The organism is Rhodothalassium salexigens DSM 2132 (assembly GCF_004341375.1).
In the GTDB taxonomy this organism is placed as follows: Bacteria; Pseudomonadota; Alphaproteobacteria; order Sphingomonadales; family Rhodothalassiaceae; genus Rhodothalassium; species Rhodothalassium salexigens.
Map to the genome: position 1 here is coordinate 73,258 of NZ_SLXO01000008.1, position 14,197 is coordinate 87,454.

The following is a 14,197-nucleotide window of genomic DNA, read 5'->3' on the forward strand; positions in this document are numbered from 1 at the left end:
ATCGCTCCGCCCGCCCCGCTTGCCCCACCGGTTCCGCCGGTTCCGCCCGTGTCGGTCCGGGCGTGCCATCGGGCGCGCCGCCTGGGCGCTGCCGCTCCTGCTGCTCGGCGCCTGCGTCACCAGCGAGGCGCCGCGCATCGACCAGAACACCCTTGCCGGCAAGGTGGCGCGCGCCGACCGCGACGGCCCGCAAGCGGCCCGCATCGGTGACGGCGACGCGGGCGACGAGCCAGACGCCGCCCCCGACCGGCCGTTCAAGCGCCCGTTCGACGCCCGCCTGAGCCTCGACCGGGTGCCGTCCCTGCGCGACGGGACCGCCGCGGGCCAGGCCGCCGCCGCTAAGGCGCCCGAACCGGCGGTCGACACGGTCGACGCCGCGGTGCCGGCGCTCAAGCTGCCCGACTTTATCGACGTGGTGTTCGGCGAGATGCTGAAGCTGCCCTACGCCACCGGGCCGAAGGTGGCCAAGCGCGCCGACGTGATCCAACTGCGCTCGTCGGGCCGGCTGGCGGCGGCGGATTTCCTGTCCATGGTGTCCACCGCCCTCAAGGAATATGGCGTGCGCGTGGCACCGGCCGACGGGCTCTACCAGATCATCGAGGAGGAAAGCGCCCGCGCCCGCCGCCCGCGCTTCATCCGCAGCCGCGCCCACGCCTCGACGCCCGCCGACCTGCGCCCGGTGGTGCAGTTCGTGCAATTGGACGCGATTCGGGCTTTGGATATGCAGCAATTGCTTCAACAGGCATTTCCTGACCGCGATACGTTGGCAGTGCGAACAGATCCACGCTCCGGCTCAATTGTTCTCAATGGATTGCCTGAAGATGTAGCTGCTGCAGTCCAAATCATCAATAGTATGGATCGTCTTCAATTTTCAGAATCTATGCTTGTCGCATTCGCCCCTACGTTCTGGGAGGCCGAAGACCTGGGTCGACAGCTAAAAGATGTTCTTGAGTCGGAAGGGTGGCAAGTATCCTTTGGCCAAAATTCTTTCTACCCTATACATATCGTGCCGATTTCTTTTTCTAACGAAATTTTGGTTTTTGCGAAAAAAGAAAAAGCAATTGAACGAATATCGTACTGGTTATCGTATCTAGATAAGCCGAAACAAGAAGGCGATGTGCAACAAATCTTTGTCTATGACGTTGAGAACACCGACGCTGCAATCCTCGCTGACACCGCCAATGCTGTGCTGTCGGGTGGACGCAGCGCGGGCGGCGCGGCCGACCGCACCAGCCAGAGCGGCACCAACACCGCCTCACGCACCGACAATGGCGGCGCTATAGTGGTGGATAAACAGGGCAACCGGCTGATCTTTTCCGGCTCGCCGAGCGATTATCAGCGCGTCCTGCCACTGCTACGACGTTTGGATACCCCGATTCCCGAGGTGCTGATCGAGGTCACGGTGGCCGAGATCACGCTGACCGACCAGACCGAATTCGGCGTCGACTGGCTGGCCGAAAACATCGGCGGCAACGATGTGGACTTCAACATCGGCACGGCGGAGGGGCTGGAACTGCCGGGCGGTGGGCTGTCGGCGGCCCTGGTCACCGGCGACGTGCGCGCGGCCCTGGGCGCCTTCGCCAGCAACGAACAGATCAATGTGCTGTCGACGCCGCGGCTGGTGGCGCGCTCGGGCGGTTCGGCCAGCATCCAGGTGGGCTCCGACATCCCGGTCATCACCTCGCAGCAGGCGTCCGACGTGCAGGGCGAAGGCGGTCAGACCGACATCCTCCAGCAGGTCAATTTCCGCTCCACCGGCGTGCTGCTGGACATCGAACCCATCGTCTACGGCCGCAACCGGGTCGATCTGACAGTGACCCAGGAGGTGTCCAGTTCGCTCGGCGCCAGCGGCGCGATCGCCAGCCCGACCATCTCCAACCGCAACCTGACCACGCAACTGACCCTGGAAGACGGCGGCACCGCGGTGCTCGGCGGGCTGATCCAGGACGACATTACGGTCAACAACAGCGGCGTGCCGTTCCTCAAGGACATCCCCGGGCTCGGCAAACTGTTCAGCGTCGAAACGCTCGAATCCAACAAGACCGAACTGCTGGTCATCATCACCGCCTACATCATCCGCAACGCCGAGGACAAACAGCGTTTCGTCGACTATCTGACCGAGGACATCAACCGCGCGCTCGCCAACCCGTTCAAGCTCAAGACGCGGCTCTCCGATGACCCGCTGTGACGCCGCCGGCGGCTTCTCTCTGCTTGAAGCGTTGTTGGCGCTGACGATCCTGGCGGCCGCCCTGCTGCCCTTGTTCGCGGTCCAGCAGGGCGCGACCCGCGCCGCCGCGGCGGTCGAGCGTGCCCAGACCCGCGCCGAGCTGGACCGGGCGGTGCTGGCGCGTCTGCGCACGCTCAACCCGCTGCCCGCCGGGGCCGCCATGGCGCCGGACCTGGCCGCGGCGGTCGATGGCTCCCGCCGCGGCGCCTTCGACGCCGCCGGCGCCCGCGTGCGCTGGGTCGCCACGCCCACCGCCCCGGCGCGCCGGGCGGTCAATGCGGGCACCGGCACAGCGGCCCGGTTTCTCGTCCAGCCCTTCCACATCGCCGCGCGGATCGAGCGCCCGGGCCACCCGCCGCGCACCTGGACCGTCGCCCAATTGGGCTGGCGTCCGTTAACATCCGTTAACATGTCGTTTTGATTTCGGGCGCTCGCCACGCTCTCTATTGGCGACAATTGTTGCGATCCCGCAATCTTGTCACCCCGGCGCGAGGAAACCGCCGCGCCCCGTCTTGACAGCGCTTTCGGGCTTCTTCTAAATGCACAGGTCGCCATGGGGGAGTGGCTGGCCGGTCGATGTACGCCATGCGGCGCGACCATGGTCAATCCCTTGAGCCGTAGACTCATCTTGGAAAAGGACGATCCGACAATGAAAATTTGGCAAAAGCTTCTGCTTGGCAGCGCTGCGGCCATTGCCCTTACCGGGGCGGCAAATGCCCAAACGGCGCTCACTGTGGGTACCGATACTCAAGAAATTGACGCGGGGAATGATTTCGGGACTAATGATCTCGTCGGTGATGGCGGCACGACGCTCATCACGTCCGATGCAGAACCCGGTGCGACGCAAGCGGCGACGCTGATTCTGCGTGTCACAGATGCGACAAACGCCTTCGGCGTTGGGGCCAGCCCGGCCAATGTCCGTGTGGATCTGTCGGGCACGGGTTTCGTGCTGAACGGGACGCCCGTAATCGGTTCTAGCGTTGCGGATACTGGTGGGGGAGCCCCGGTTGATGAATGCGCTGAGGTGACCTTCGGTGGCGTGGACTCTGGGGGGTGCGCCCGGTCAGACGTTTTTTGTGTTCGAAGATGTTTCGGACCTGAATTTGTGTGATGGTACGACTGGTAGCCAAAATGGGATCCTCACGTTTGAGATCCCGGTTATCCTGACGACCGGCGGTACGGCCGTCGGCAATCAGGGGAATGCGTCGGTGCAATTCGCCCTGACCGCCAGCCCGACGACGGTTGCGTCCACCGATGCCCTTGACGACCCCATCTTCGAGGTTGTGGCCCCGTTCGCTACGGCCTTTGTCGCTGACAGTGATGCGCCGCTCCTTGACCTGTCGGCCGATCCGATCTTTTCGGGCTTTGCTGGTGGTAGCAACGGCGACCTGGGTGTTCTGTCGCTGGATTTCACCGGGACTACCACCCCTGTTACCACGCTTGGCGGTGGTACGACTGTGAGCGAACCGGATACGGTCGAACTCACGGTCACGCTTGAAGATGCGACGGGCGTTTCCGGTATTACGATCGGAAGCGGCGGTGATGCGACGGCTTTGACCCAGAACGGGAATGTGTTCAGTGTGACGCTGGATGCCGGGACCAATCTCACGGTTGCGGAATTGGTTGCCAACAGTGACGATCAAGCCGGTCCTTCTGTAACGGGTGAAACGATTACGCTGGCGTTGGCCGGTGACGCCTCGGCGCTGGAGCAATCGATCACGGCCAGCGTTACCTCGCAGAATGCTTCGGACGAGACGATTGCGAGCGCGACGCTCGCGGCGACCGCCTTGGCTGGCCTGGAGCGTGAGGGCGCAAGTAAAGGTCCGTTCGAGTGGGTTGATCTTGCCGGTGCTGGTGCGAACAGCGCCTTCCGTTTCACGGGCCTGGAAGCTGAAAATCCTGTGTTCGTGACCGTCACCAACACGCAGGATGGTCAAACGGGGCCGACGGATTTCGACATCACCTCGGCGCTGTCGAATTCTGGTGGGCAAGAATACATTCTGACCGGGGCCGCGCTTGGCGCTTTCCTCGCTGACGCGGGCGAGATCACCTTGCCGGAGTCGGGTGCCCTGCGGGCCGACGTTGAGTTCACTATTCAACAAGCGTCGGGTGCGGAAGTTCGCCGCCTGTTGTTCCAGCCGCAAGGTGGCTTCACCGACCTCGGTGACGAGAACAATTGAAAGAAAATGGTCAAATAGCCTCGACGCTATTTTGACTAATGGAGAGGGTGGCCGAACCGGCCGCCCTCTTTTTTGTGCGGTCAGCGGCGCTTGAGCGCGCGTTTGAGGCCGTCGGGCAGGCGCCGGGCGGCCCAGGGGCGCAGGCGCGCCAGCGCGCGCGCCAGCGGGCGGTGGCTGAGGCTGAGCGTCGGGTCGCCCAGCACCGCGCCGCTCAGATGGCGCCGATCGCGCCAGCTTAAGCGCCGCCCCTCGGGCCCGGTCAGCCGGTACCAGGTCTGGCGCGGGTGGAACCAGGCCAGGCGTTCGCAGCCCAGCCCCGCATCCGCCGCCAGCCGGCGCAGCGTCGCCGGGCGCACGGTCACGCAGCCGGGATAGACCCAATGGTCGCCGGGATGGTCGCGGCCGCCCTCGATGATCGTCACCAGCGCCTGGCCGCCCGGCGCCAGCGCGCCGGCGATGGCGGTCAGGCTTCGCGCCAGCAGCGCGGTGCCGGTGTGGCTGTAGATCGACTGCGCGACGATCATGTCGAAACGGCCGTCGAAGGGGATCGAGAAATCGTCCACATGGGCGAAGCGCGGCGCCTTGATCCGGCGGATGTCGTGGCCCAGCTCGTGGTCGAACGCGGCGTCGATCAGATGGGCGTTGGGCTCGATGCCGTGATAGCGTCCCGGGTCCAGATAGGGGATCAACAGCCGTCCGGCGCGCAGCGACCCGCAGCCGATGTCCAGCACCCGATGGCCCCGGCGCAGGCCCAGGCTGCACAACAGCCGGAATTGCGTGGCGCCCATGAAGTCGTACTGCTCGGGCGGGCCCACATAGGCGGTGTAATGCGCGTCGCCGGCCTTGAGCCCAGGCTCGGCAGCGGGGACGATGTCTTGCTCGGGTCGGCTGGCCATACTAAACACTCCGCAAGAGGGCTGGCGGTGACGGTCGGCGGCGGGGCGCACACCGGCGGGCGCGCGCAGCATAGCCGCGGCCGCGCCGGCTGTCAGCGCCGCCCGGTTGCCGCGCGGTGCCGCCGGTCGCCGCCCGGTGTCGGCGGACCGCCCGACCGCCACCGGTCACCGCCACCCGCCACCGGTCAAGAGGTCCGGCCATGGACGCACGACGCATCGGCGATATCCTGCTCGACGCCGGGGTGATCACCCCGCGCGACCAGATCGAGGCGGCCAATTTCCAGGCCGAGGTGGGCGGGCTGTTCGGCCAGGCGCTGCTGCGCCTCGGCGCGTTGAGCGAACCCGACCTGTTGGCCCATCTGGCCGCGCAACTGGGCTTGGGCGTGCTGACGCCCGAGACCGCCCCCGGCGCCGAGGCCGCGCACGCCGCGCGCACGGCGCTCGCCCTGCCGCCCGGCTGGTACCAGGGCGAGGAGGTGCCGGTGTGGCTCGACGACGCCGGCGCTCTGAACGCCGCGCCGCGCCGCACCCTCGACCCCGCCGTGCGCGAGACGCTGGAAAGCCGGGCGGCCGCCCGGGCCATCGGCGACGGGCGCGTGGTCTATCACCTGGCCCCCAACGCGCTGATCGACGCGTGTCTGGCGCTGATGAGCCCCGCCGGCGGCGACGATGCTATGGGCGACGACGACCTGACCGACGCCCAGCGGCTGCGCGAGATGGCCGAGGAAGCGCCGGTGATCGATTTCGTCAACGGCGTGTTCGCCCAGGCGCTGACCGACCGCGCGTCGGACATCCATATCGAGCCGTCGGAACACGCCTTCCAGGTGCGCAGCCGCATCGACGGCGTGCTGCACACCAAGACCACCCAGCCCAAGCGCCGCTTCGACGCCGTGGTGTCGCGGGTCAAGCTGTTGTCGGGCATGGACATCGCCGAACGCCGGCTGCCCCAGGACGGCCGCCAGACCATCCGCGTCGGCGGCGAGGAGATCGACCTGCGGGTGTCGAGCCTGCCCACATCGTGGGGCGAGAGCCTGGTGCTGCGTCTGCTGCGCAAGCAGCGCACGCTGCTCGACCTCGAAAGCCTCGGCCTCGAAGGGCGGGCGCGCCAGCAACTCGACCTGCTGCTGGGCGAAAACAACGGCATCATCCTGGTCACCGGGCCCACCGGCTCGGGCAAGTCGACGACGCTCTACCGGGCGCTGCAACAGGTCAATGACGGCATCCGAAAGATCATCACCATCGAAGACCCGGTCGAATACGACATGGACGGGGTCAGCCAGATTCCGGTCAAGGCCGACATCGGCTACACCTTCGCGCGCGGCCTGCGCGCCATCCTGCGCCAGGACCCCGACGTGATCATGGTCGGCGAGATCCGCGACGGCGAAACCGCCGCCATCGCCGCCCAGGCGGCGCTCACCGGCCATTTGGTGTTCTCGACCCTGCACACCAACTCGTCGCTGGCGGCGATCCCGCGGCTGACCGATTTGGGGCTGGAGCCGTTCCTGGTCGCCTCGGCGCTGCGCGGGACCGCGGCCCAGCGGCTGGTGCGCCGGCTGTGCCCCGAGTGCAGCGAGCCGGTCACCGACCCGGCCGCGATCCGGGCTGACGAGGCGTTCCTGGCGCGCCTGTCCGGCGACAATGCGGTGATGGCCGAGGCGCTGGCGGCGACGCCGGCGGCCTGGCGCCGGGCGGTCGGCTGCCGGGCGTGCAGCGGCACCGGCTATCAGGGTCGCCAGGCGCTGTTCGAGATCGCCGCCATCGACGACGCGTTGCAGGAGGCGATCATGGCCCGCGCGCCGCTGCGCGAGCTGGCGCGGCTGGCCCGCGGCCAGGGGTTCATGACCCTGCTCGAAGACGGCGCGGTCAAGGCGCGCGCCGGCAGCACCACGCTGGCAGAGGTGATGCGCGTGCTCGGCACCGGCGGCGCGGCGACCGTCGACGCGCCCGGCACCGGGGCCGGCGATGCCGGTGAGGGCGCGGCGCGCGCGGCCCTGGTCGGGTCCGGCTGACCATGGCCGAGTTTCGCCACAAGTCGTTGAAGGCCGACGGCGGCGTGATGGCCGGGCGGATCGAGGCCGCGTCCGACCGCGACGCCTTCGCCCGGTTGCAGGAAAAGGGCCTCGACCCGTTCGAGATCAAGCCGGTGGCCGGGGCGGGCCGCGGCGGCCTGGCGGCCAGGCTGCGGCGCGGGCCGAGCGCCAAGGAACGCGCGCGCTGGGTGCGCCAGTTGGCGACCCTGTTGGCGGCCGGGCTGCCGCTGATGGAGGCCATGGACAGCATGGGCCGCGGCGGCCACCCGCAGTTGCGCGACCAGAGCCGGGCGCTGCGCCAGTCGCTGCGCGCCGGCGAGCGGCTGTCCACCGCGCTTGCCCAGCATATGCCCGATCTGCCCGACTATGTGGCGCGGCTGGCCGAACTGGGCGAGGGCACCGGTGCGCTCGCCGGCGCGCTCGGCGACGCCGCCACGCGCATGGAGCAGCAGAACGCCCTGCGCGGCGAGATCCGCTCGGCGCTCACCTATCCCGCCTTCCTGGCCGGCACCGGGGTGCTGATCACCCTGTTCATGTTCACCGTGGTGGTGCCGCGCTTCGAGAAGCTGATCGGCGACAACACCGACAATCTGCCGTTTCTGTCCCGGCTGGTGCTGTCCAGTTCGGCGCTGTTTCGCGACCATGTCTGGGTGGTGGGCCTGGCGCTTGCGGCCGCGCTGGTCGGCGGCGTCGGTGCCGTGCGCTCGCCCCGGGTGCGCCGCCAGACCCGCGAGTTGCTCGACAAGACGCCGCTCATCGGGCCGTTTCTGGCCCGCGCCGACCTGGCCAATTGGGCGCGCACCATGGGCGTCGCCATGACCAACGGCGCCGACCTGTTGACCGCCTTCGACCTGGCGTCGCGCGCGGTCTCCAGCCCCGCCTTCGCCCAAGGGCTGCGCGAGGCGCGCCGGGCGGTGCGCGCCGGCCAGCCGCTCGACGAGGCGCTGGCCGAGGGCGTTGCGCTCGACGCCACCTTCACCGACCTGGTGCGCACCGGGCGCCAGGCCGCCGCCATGGATCGGATGTTGCTGTTCATCAGCGACATTCTGGACGACGAGGCCCGCGAACGCGCCAAGCGGCTGACCACGCTGGCCGAACCGGTGGCGATCCTGCTGATCGCCCTGGTGGTCGGCACGCTGGTGCTCGGCATCGTGCTGGCGATGACCAGCCTCTATGATTTCAATATGTAGACGAGGAGCGAGAGCGTTGATGCGCCGTCTGTTATCCTTCCTTCTTCCCGCGCCGCGCCCGACCGGCCCGCGCCGCCCGGCCGAGGCCGGCTACAGCCTGTTGGAGCTGTTGGTGGTCATGGCGATCCTGGCGGTGATCGCCACCCTGGTGGGCCCGCGCCTGTTCAGCCAGCTGGACCGGTCCAAGGTGACCACCGCCGAGACCCAGGTGCGCATGTTGCGCACCTCGCTCGACACCATGCGCCTCGACCTCGGCCGCTATCCAAGCGAGCAGGAGGGCCTTGAGCTGCTGGTCAACCCGCCCGAGGATCAGGCGCTGGCCAGCCAGTGGTACGGTCCCTATCTCGACGGCGGCGTGCCGGTCGACCCGTGGGGCAATCCCTATCGCTACAGCCCGCCCGATGGACCGCGTGACGTGGCCGAGGTTTACAGCTACGGCGCCGACAACCGCGAGGGCGGCGAAGGCCTGGATGCCGATATCTCGTCCGACCGCTAAGCCGGCCCAGGCGGGCTTCACCCTGTTCGAGGTGATGCTGGTGATCGCCATCGTGGGCGTCATGCTGACGCTCACGGTGCCGCGCCTGAACGCCCGGATCGAGGCGGCGCAGATGACCGAGGCGGCCGAGCGGGTCGCCGGGCGCATCCGCGCCGCGCCGCTGCGCGCCCAATTGCTGGGCCAGCCGCTGACCTTCGACCCCGGCCAGGCCGGGGCCGGGGCCGGGCTGGTGCTGGTGCCGCTCGACGACGGGTTGGCGGGCTGGACATGGGCGTATCAGGGCGCGCTCAGCGTCTCGGCCTTGGGTCTGTGCGAGCCCGGCGCGGTGACCTTGCGGGGCGCGGCCGGGCGCGCGCGCACCATCCGCGTCTCGCCGCCCTTCTGCGCGACCGAGATCGTGCCCGGCGGCGCGGCCGGCTGAGGCTCAGCGGGGGCGCGCCTCGCCGAGCGCCTCGTCGAGCGCCCGGGCGACGGCGGCGGCGACTTGGCCGATCGTCTCGGGCTCCAGGTCGATCGAGAACGGCAGGCCCAATGTGGTCGCCGCCAGCGCCTCGGTGTTCGGCAGGGGGCCACGCGGCTGCGCGGCATAGGCCGGCTGGCGGTGGCAGCCCTGGCGCCACCAGGGCCGGGTTTCGATGCCCTGGTCGGCCAGCCGCCGGGCCAGCGCCGCGGCGTCGTCCACCCGCACACAGCAATAGGACGAGACCCAGCCGTCGCCATAGCCCGGCGCCAGGGTCACGCCGTCGAGCGGTGCCAGCGCGTCGATGTACCAGGCGGTGCGCCGGGCCCAGGCGGCGCGGCGCGCCGGCCACGCGTCGAGGGTCGCCAGCAGCACAGCGCAGGCATATTCGCTGAGCTTGGCGTTCCAGCCCATGACCTCGGCCACGGGCTGGTCGCGAAAGCCGAAATTGGCCACCGCTCGGACCCGGTCCATCAAGGCGGTGTCGGTGGACAGCACCAGGCCGCCCTCGCCGATGCCGAACGCCTTGGTGGCGTGCAGGCTGATCACCTGCGGCGTCGGGCCGGGGCGGAAACCGTCCACCTCGGTCGTGGCGTCGAAGGCGGCGGCGGCGTCGATCACCACCGGCGTACCGGTGCGGGCGGTAAAGGCGTCCCACGCCGCCCGGTCGAGCGGCGCGCCGAACGGGGCCACCGGCATGACGGCGGCGGGCGGCTGTGCCAGCGTCGCCATGGCCTCGGCGGCGATGTCCGGGGTCAACGCCCACAGCGCCCGGTCCACGTCCCAAAAATGCGGCACCAGCCCGGCGGTGGCGGCGGCGGCGGGGGAGCCCGCGAAGGTCCAGGACGGCATCAGGCACGCGCCGCCCGACCGGGCGCCGAGCGCGCTCAACGCCACGGTCAGCCCCATGGTGCCATTGGCCACCAGCACGATATGCGCGGGGTCGAGCCCGAAATGGGCGGCCAGCCGGGCCTCGGCTTCGACCATCAGCGGGCCGCGGTTGGAATACCAGCGCGCGCTGTCGATGCGGTCGAGATAGGGGGCGAGCGCCGCCCGCTCGGGCAATTGGGGGCGCAATACCGGCACCCGTGGCGGGATGGTGGGCGGCGTGCCGGCGGTCATGCGCTGAAGCCCCCGTCGACGCGGATCACCTCGCCGGTCAGATAGGGGTTGGTGAGCGCGAACAGCACCGCCTCGACCACCGCATCGGGGCTGCCCAGGCGCTTGAGCGGCAGGGCGCGCTTGAGGTGGCGGATGGTCGCCTCCGACAGCGCAGCAGCGGTCGAGGCGGTGTCGATGAAGCCCGGCGCGATGGCCACACAGCGAATGCCGAGCGGCCCCAGTTCGCGCGCCCAGGTGCGGGTCAGCGCCTCGACCCCCGCCTTGGCGGCGGCATAGGCGCTTTGCCCGGCATTGCCCGCGGCGGCCACCGAGGACAGGCTGACGATGACCCCGCGGGTCCGGCTGGCGGTCATCAGGTCGGCGGCGTGGACGCTGGCGTTGAAGGTGCTGGTCAGGTTGGCGTCGAGCACCCGGCGCCAGTCGTCGGCGCCGTGGCGGCGCGCGTCGCCCTTGGCCAACACATTGATCAGCGGCTGGCTGTGGATCAGCCCGGCGGCGTTGACCAGCCCGTCGAGGCCGCCGAGCCGGTCGCACGCGGCGCCGAGCGCCCGGCCGGCGGCGTCATAATCGCTCAGGTCGGCGACGATGGTGCCGGCGGTTTCGGCCTCGCCCGTGCCCGCGCCTTCGCCTTCGGGCCCGTCGGCGGCCAGCCGGTCGATCCCGGCCACCGTCGCGCCGTGGGCGGTCAGCCCGGCCACGATGGCGCGGCCCAGGTGGCCGCCGGCTCCGGTGACCGCCAGGCGCCGCCCGGCCAGACCGCCGGCGCCGGTCATGATCCGGCCACGCCGTGCTGGGCGAGCACCGACCGGATCGCCGCCACCGAGGTCATCTCCACCATGTCGTCGGCCGAGAGGGTGATCTCATAGGTCTCTTCGAGCGCCCCCATCAGGTCCATATGGGCGAGCGAGTCCCAACTGTCGGTGTCGGCCATGGTCGTCGCGTCGGAGATCTGGCTCGCGGGCAGGCGCAGGATGTCGCCGAGCAGGTCGGTCAGGTCGGTCATCGGGTCTCGGTCTCCAGAAGGGCGCGGCGGTCGATCTTGCCGTTGGGGGATTTGGGCAGGCTCGCCAGCACGCGGATGCGGTTGGGGATCATGTAATCGGGCAGGGCGCGGCGCAGGTCGTCGCGCACCCGGGCCTCGTCGACGCTCGCCTCGGCGCTGGCGACGAAGCCCAGGATGCGGCCATAGTCGGCGCCCGGCCGGTCGCGGTGGTAGACCGCCGCCGCCTCGCCCACATAACCGAGCGCGTTCATCGCCGCCTCGATCTCGTCGAGTTCGATGCGATAGCCCATATGCTTGATCTGGTGGTCCTTGCGGCCGACGAAGTGCAGCCAGCCGCGGGCGTCGCGGCGCACCAGGTCGCCGGTGCGGTACATCCAGCGCCGGTAGTGGGGCGTCAGCGGGTCGGGCGTGAACGCAGCCGCCGTGCGCTCGGGCGCGTTGACATAGCCAAGCCCCACCTGCGGACCGAGCAGGCACAACTCGCCCGGCTCGTCGATGGCCACCGGCCGGTCGCCATCGAGCACCCGGCCGGCGAAATTGGCCGCCAGGGGGCCGAGCGGTGCCAGCCCTGCGTCGCCGTCCAGATGCTCGGGCGCCAATTCGAGGGCCGAGCAGATACAGGTGCACTCGGTCGGGCCATAGACATTGTGCAGCGCCAGGCGGTGGCCGTAGAGGGCGTGGAGCGCGCGCAGCTTGGGCTTGGGGAAGCCCTCGCCGCCGAACGCGATGACCCGCAGGCCGGCGAAACGCTCGGGCGTCAGCGCCTTCATGCGCAGGGCGTAGACCAGCAGCGACGGCACCGAGAACCACAGCGTCGCCCCGCACGCGTCCACATGGGCGACCATCGCCTGGGCGTTGCGCACCGTGTCGCCGTCGACCGGGATCATCGCCGCCCCGTTGAACAGCGAGGCGTAGACGTCGAACACCGAATTGTCGAAATAGATCGGGTTGACGTTGGTCAGCCGGTCGGCCGGCGTCAGGGCGAAGTGCTGGCGCGCCCAGGCGATCAGGTTGAGCACGTTCTGATGGCTGATCAACACGCCCTTGGGCGTACCGGTGGAGCCCGAGGTGAACATCACATAGGCCGGCGCGTCGCCCGGCGTCAGCGCCGCCTCTGGCCGGTTCTCGGCGTCTTGGGTTGCCAGCGCGTCGCCGGCCCCGGCGAGGTCGACGAGCGCCACACCGGCGTCGGCGAACACCTGGCTCGCGGCCTCGCCCGGCGTCTCGTCGGCCAGCGCCAGCACGGGGGCGGCCGAGGCGACCATATGGGCGAGCCGGGCGCGCGGGTTCTGGTCGTCGAGATTGGTATAGGCCGCGCCCACCTTGAGGCAGGCGAGCATGGCGGCGAAGCCGTCGACGCGCTTGTGGTTGAGCAGCGCGACCACCTGGCCCTGGCCGACGCCCCGGTCGCGCAGCAGGCCGGCGATCCGGTTGGCGCGGGCGTTGAGGGTGGCGAAGGTCACCGCGTCCGCGGCCCCAGGGCCGTAGACCAGCGCCCGGGCTTGGGGGCTGCGTGCTGCGACGCGTTCGAAGGCCAGGGCCAGATTGTGGCAATAGGCGCGGGTCACGGCGTGGCTCCAGGGCTCGGGACGGGCCGACGCTCCAGGCTAGGCCGGAGCGGTTCGCACACGGTTAAGCGGCGGTGCTTATGGCGGCCTGCGGCGGTCAATAGATGCCCACCTTGGCCTGGGCCAGGCGGTGGCGGACCGGCCGCCATTGGCTCATCAGCTGGACGATGTGCTGGACCGCGGCGTTGGCGACGCCGTTGAGCGGCGCCTGGTTGCCGGTCGCCTGGGCGAGGCGCTGGGCGTCTTCGATGGCGCCGTGCCAATTGGCCATTTTGTTGAGCAGGTTGCGTTCGCGCACCTGAAGCTTGTCAAGCTCGTTGTCGGCGTCGTCCTGCTGGAACACCAGGGTCATGTTGCCGCCGTGGCGCCGCCAGTCGAGCAGCGGTTCGTTGCAGAACGCCGCGCCGGTCAGCATCAGCCCGCGCAAGGGATAGAGAAAGTCCATGTTGCGCGAGCCGGGCGGCAGCCGGCCGAAGGTGTCGGTCAGGCGCCGGTGCCAGGCCATGCCGGCGCCGAAGCAGGTGGGGTTGTCGCCGGTCTTGAGGAAGCCTTCGAGGGTCAGGACCGGCGGCTTGTCGCACAGCCGGTGGTGGCCGGTGACGGCGCCCTGGGCGTCGATGGTGCGCGCCGCGCTGGCCAGGACGGTGGCGTTGGTCTGCCGCCACAGCGCCACCAGCCGGCTGACCCGCTGCGGGTACTGCACGTCGTCGCCGCACGCGATCACCACCAACTCGCCCGACAACCGCCCGGCGATGGCCGGCAGGTGGTCGAGAAACAGGTTCTGCTCATTGCGGTTGAGGCTGATCGTGTGCGGGCCGCGATAGTCCGCGACCGCCGCCTCGACCCGCGCCCAGGTGTCATCGGTCGACGCGTCGTCGGAGATGAACACTTCCATGTTGGGATAGTCCTGCGCCAGACAACTGGCGACCGCCTCGGCCACGAACGGGCCGTGATTATAGGTGGTCAACAACAGGGTGACCCGGGGGGCGCGCGTTGGCGTGCTGGGCGGCAGGGTCATCGGCTCA

Annotated in this window: 14 protein-coding genes; 8 read left to right on the forward strand and 6 right to left on the reverse strand. The window is 69.5% G+C overall.

Annotation, left to right across the window (positions count from 1 at the left end):
- The first annotated feature begins 163 nt into the window (after positions 1–163).
- From EV659_RS10780 to EV659_RS10795, 4 genes are all read left to right on the forward strand, one after another.
- Positions 164–2,188: a secretin N-terminal domain-containing protein gene (locus tag EV659_RS10780; RefSeq protein WP_132708895.1), complete on the forward strand. Its 2,025-nt coding sequence runs from the start codon at positions 164–166 to the stop codon at positions 2,186–2,188.
- Positions 2,175–2,648, forward strand: a complete 474-nt coding sequence (locus EV659_RS10785) for a hypothetical protein (protein ID WP_132708896.1) — start codon at positions 2,175–2,177, stop codon at positions 2,646–2,648. The genes EV659_RS10780 and EV659_RS10785 overlap by 14 nt, the downstream gene beginning before the upstream one ends.
- A gap of 207 nt (positions 2,649–2,855) precedes the next feature.
- Positions 2,856–3,338, forward strand: a complete 483-nt coding sequence (locus EV659_RS10790) for a hypothetical protein (RefSeq protein WP_132708897.1) — start codon at positions 2,856–2,858, stop codon at positions 3,336–3,338.
- A complete protein-coding gene (locus EV659_RS10795) occupies positions 3,304–4,407 on the forward strand; it encodes a hypothetical protein (RefSeq protein ID WP_132708898.1) in 1,104 nt (367 codons plus the stop codon). Before EV659_RS10790 ends, EV659_RS10795 begins: the two co-directional genes overlap by 35 nt.
- 80 nt (positions 4,408–4,487) lie before the next feature.
- Here the strand turns inward: EV659_RS10795 and EV659_RS10800 are convergent, their stop codons facing one another.
- The gene (locus tag EV659_RS10800) at positions 4,488–5,303 is read right to left on the reverse strand and encodes an SAM-dependent methyltransferase (RefSeq protein ID WP_165878850.1); all 816 of its coding nucleotides are present in this window, start codon (positions 5,301–5,303) and stop codon (positions 4,488–4,490) included.
- 200 nt (positions 5,304–5,503) lie between these two features.
- On the opposite strand from EV659_RS10800, the gene EV659_RS10805 reads away from it, so the two are divergent.
- Genes EV659_RS10805 through EV659_RS10820 form a run of 4 tightly spaced genes read left to right on the forward strand, consistent with a single transcriptional unit; the run spans position 5,504 to position 9,440 of the window.
- Positions 5,504–7,312 carry a GspE/PulE family protein gene (locus tag EV659_RS10805; RefSeq protein ID WP_132708900.1) on the forward strand — a complete coding sequence of 603 codons (1,809 nt, stop codon included), beginning with the start codon at positions 5,504–5,506 and terminating at the stop codon, positions 7,310–7,312.
- Between the two features lie 2 nt (positions 7,313–7,314).
- Positions 7,315–8,523, forward strand: a complete 1,209-nt coding sequence (locus EV659_RS10810; RefSeq protein ID WP_132708901.1) for a type II secretion system F family protein — start codon at positions 7,315–7,317, stop codon at positions 8,521–8,523.
- A 19-nt stretch (positions 8,524–8,542) separates the two neighbouring features.
- Positions 8,543–9,019, forward strand: coding sequence for a type II secretion system major pseudopilin GspG (gene gspG, locus EV659_RS10815; RefSeq protein ID WP_132708902.1), 477 nt, complete (start codon positions 8,543–8,545; stop codon positions 9,017–9,019).
- Positions 8,994–9,440, forward strand: a complete 447-nt coding sequence (locus tag EV659_RS10820) for a prepilin-type N-terminal cleavage/methylation domain-containing protein (RefSeq protein ID WP_165878851.1) — start codon at positions 8,994–8,996, stop codon at positions 9,438–9,440. Before gspG ends, EV659_RS10820 begins: the two co-directional genes overlap by 26 nt.
- Before the next feature lie 3 nt (positions 9,441–9,443).
- Here the strand turns inward: EV659_RS10820 and EV659_RS10825 are convergent, their stop codons facing one another.
- The 5 genes from EV659_RS10825 to EV659_RS10845 form a co-directional block, all read right to left on the reverse strand.
- Positions 9,444–10,601 carry a DegT/DnrJ/EryC1/StrS family aminotransferase gene (locus EV659_RS10825; RefSeq protein ID WP_132708904.1) on the reverse strand — a complete coding sequence of 386 codons (1,158 nt, stop codon included), beginning with the start codon at positions 10,599–10,601 and terminating at the stop codon, positions 9,444–9,446.
- Positions 10,598–11,374 carry an SDR family NAD(P)-dependent oxidoreductase gene (locus EV659_RS10830; protein ID WP_132708905.1) on the reverse strand — a complete coding sequence of 259 codons (777 nt, stop codon included), beginning with the start codon at positions 11,372–11,374 and terminating at the stop codon, positions 10,598–10,600. Before EV659_RS10830 ends, EV659_RS10825 begins: the two co-directional genes overlap by 4 nt.
- Entirely contained in the window at positions 11,371–11,604 is a 234-nt protein-coding gene (locus tag EV659_RS10835) for an acyl carrier protein (RefSeq protein ID WP_132708906.1), read from the reverse strand. Before EV659_RS10835 ends, EV659_RS10830 begins: the two co-directional genes overlap by 4 nt.
- Positions 11,601–13,172: an amino acid adenylation domain-containing protein gene (locus EV659_RS10840; RefSeq protein WP_132708907.1), complete on the reverse strand. Its 1,572-nt coding sequence runs from the start codon at positions 13,170–13,172 to the stop codon at positions 11,601–11,603. Before EV659_RS10840 ends, EV659_RS10835 begins: the two co-directional genes overlap by 4 nt.
- Positions 13,173–13,269: 97 nt before the next feature.
- Positions 13,270–14,190, reverse strand: a complete 921-nt coding sequence (locus EV659_RS10845) for a glycosyltransferase (RefSeq protein WP_132708908.1) — start codon at positions 14,188–14,190, stop codon at positions 13,270–13,272.
- Between the last annotated feature and the right edge of the window lie 7 nt (positions 14,191–14,197).

Excerpts from the sequence above, each read along its gene's own strand:
- EV659_RS10785 (WP_132708896.1), top strand. The coding sequence starts at position 2,175 with ATGACCCGCTGTGACGCCGCCGGCGGCTTCTCTCTGCTTGAAGCGTTG.
- EV659_RS10800 (WP_165878850.1), bottom strand. The coding sequence starts at position 5,303 with ATGGCCAGCCGACCCGAGCAAGACATCGTCCCCGCTGCCGAGCCTGGG.
- EV659_RS10805 (WP_132708900.1), top strand. The coding sequence starts at position 5,504 with ATGGACGCACGACGCATCGGCGATATCCTGCTCGACGCCGGGGTGATC.
- EV659_RS10810 (WP_132708901.1), top strand. The coding sequence starts at position 7,315 with ATGGCCGAGTTTCGCCACAAGTCGTTGAAGGCCGACGGCGGCGTGATG.
- gspG (WP_132708902.1), top strand. The coding sequence starts at position 8,543 with ATGCGCCGTCTGTTATCCTTCCTTCTTCCCGCGCCGCGCCCGACCGGC.
- EV659_RS10820 (WP_165878851.1), top strand. The coding sequence starts at position 8,994 with ATGCCGATATCTCGTCCGACCGCTAAGCCGGCCCAGGCGGGCTTCACC.
- EV659_RS10825 (WP_132708904.1), bottom strand. The coding sequence starts at position 10,601 with ATGACCGCCGGCACGCCGCCCACCATCCCGCCACGGGTGCCGGTATTG.
- EV659_RS10830 (WP_132708905.1), bottom strand. The coding sequence starts at position 11,374 with ATGACCGGCGCCGGCGGTCTGGCCGGGCGGCGCCTGGCGGTCACCGGA.
- EV659_RS10835 (WP_132708906.1), bottom strand. The coding sequence starts at position 11,604 with ATGACCGACCTGACCGACCTGCTCGGCGACATCCTGCGCCTGCCCGCG.
- EV659_RS10845 (WP_132708908.1), bottom strand. The coding sequence starts at position 14,190 with ATGACCCTGCCGCCCAGCACGCCAACGCGCGCCCCCCGGGTCACCCTG.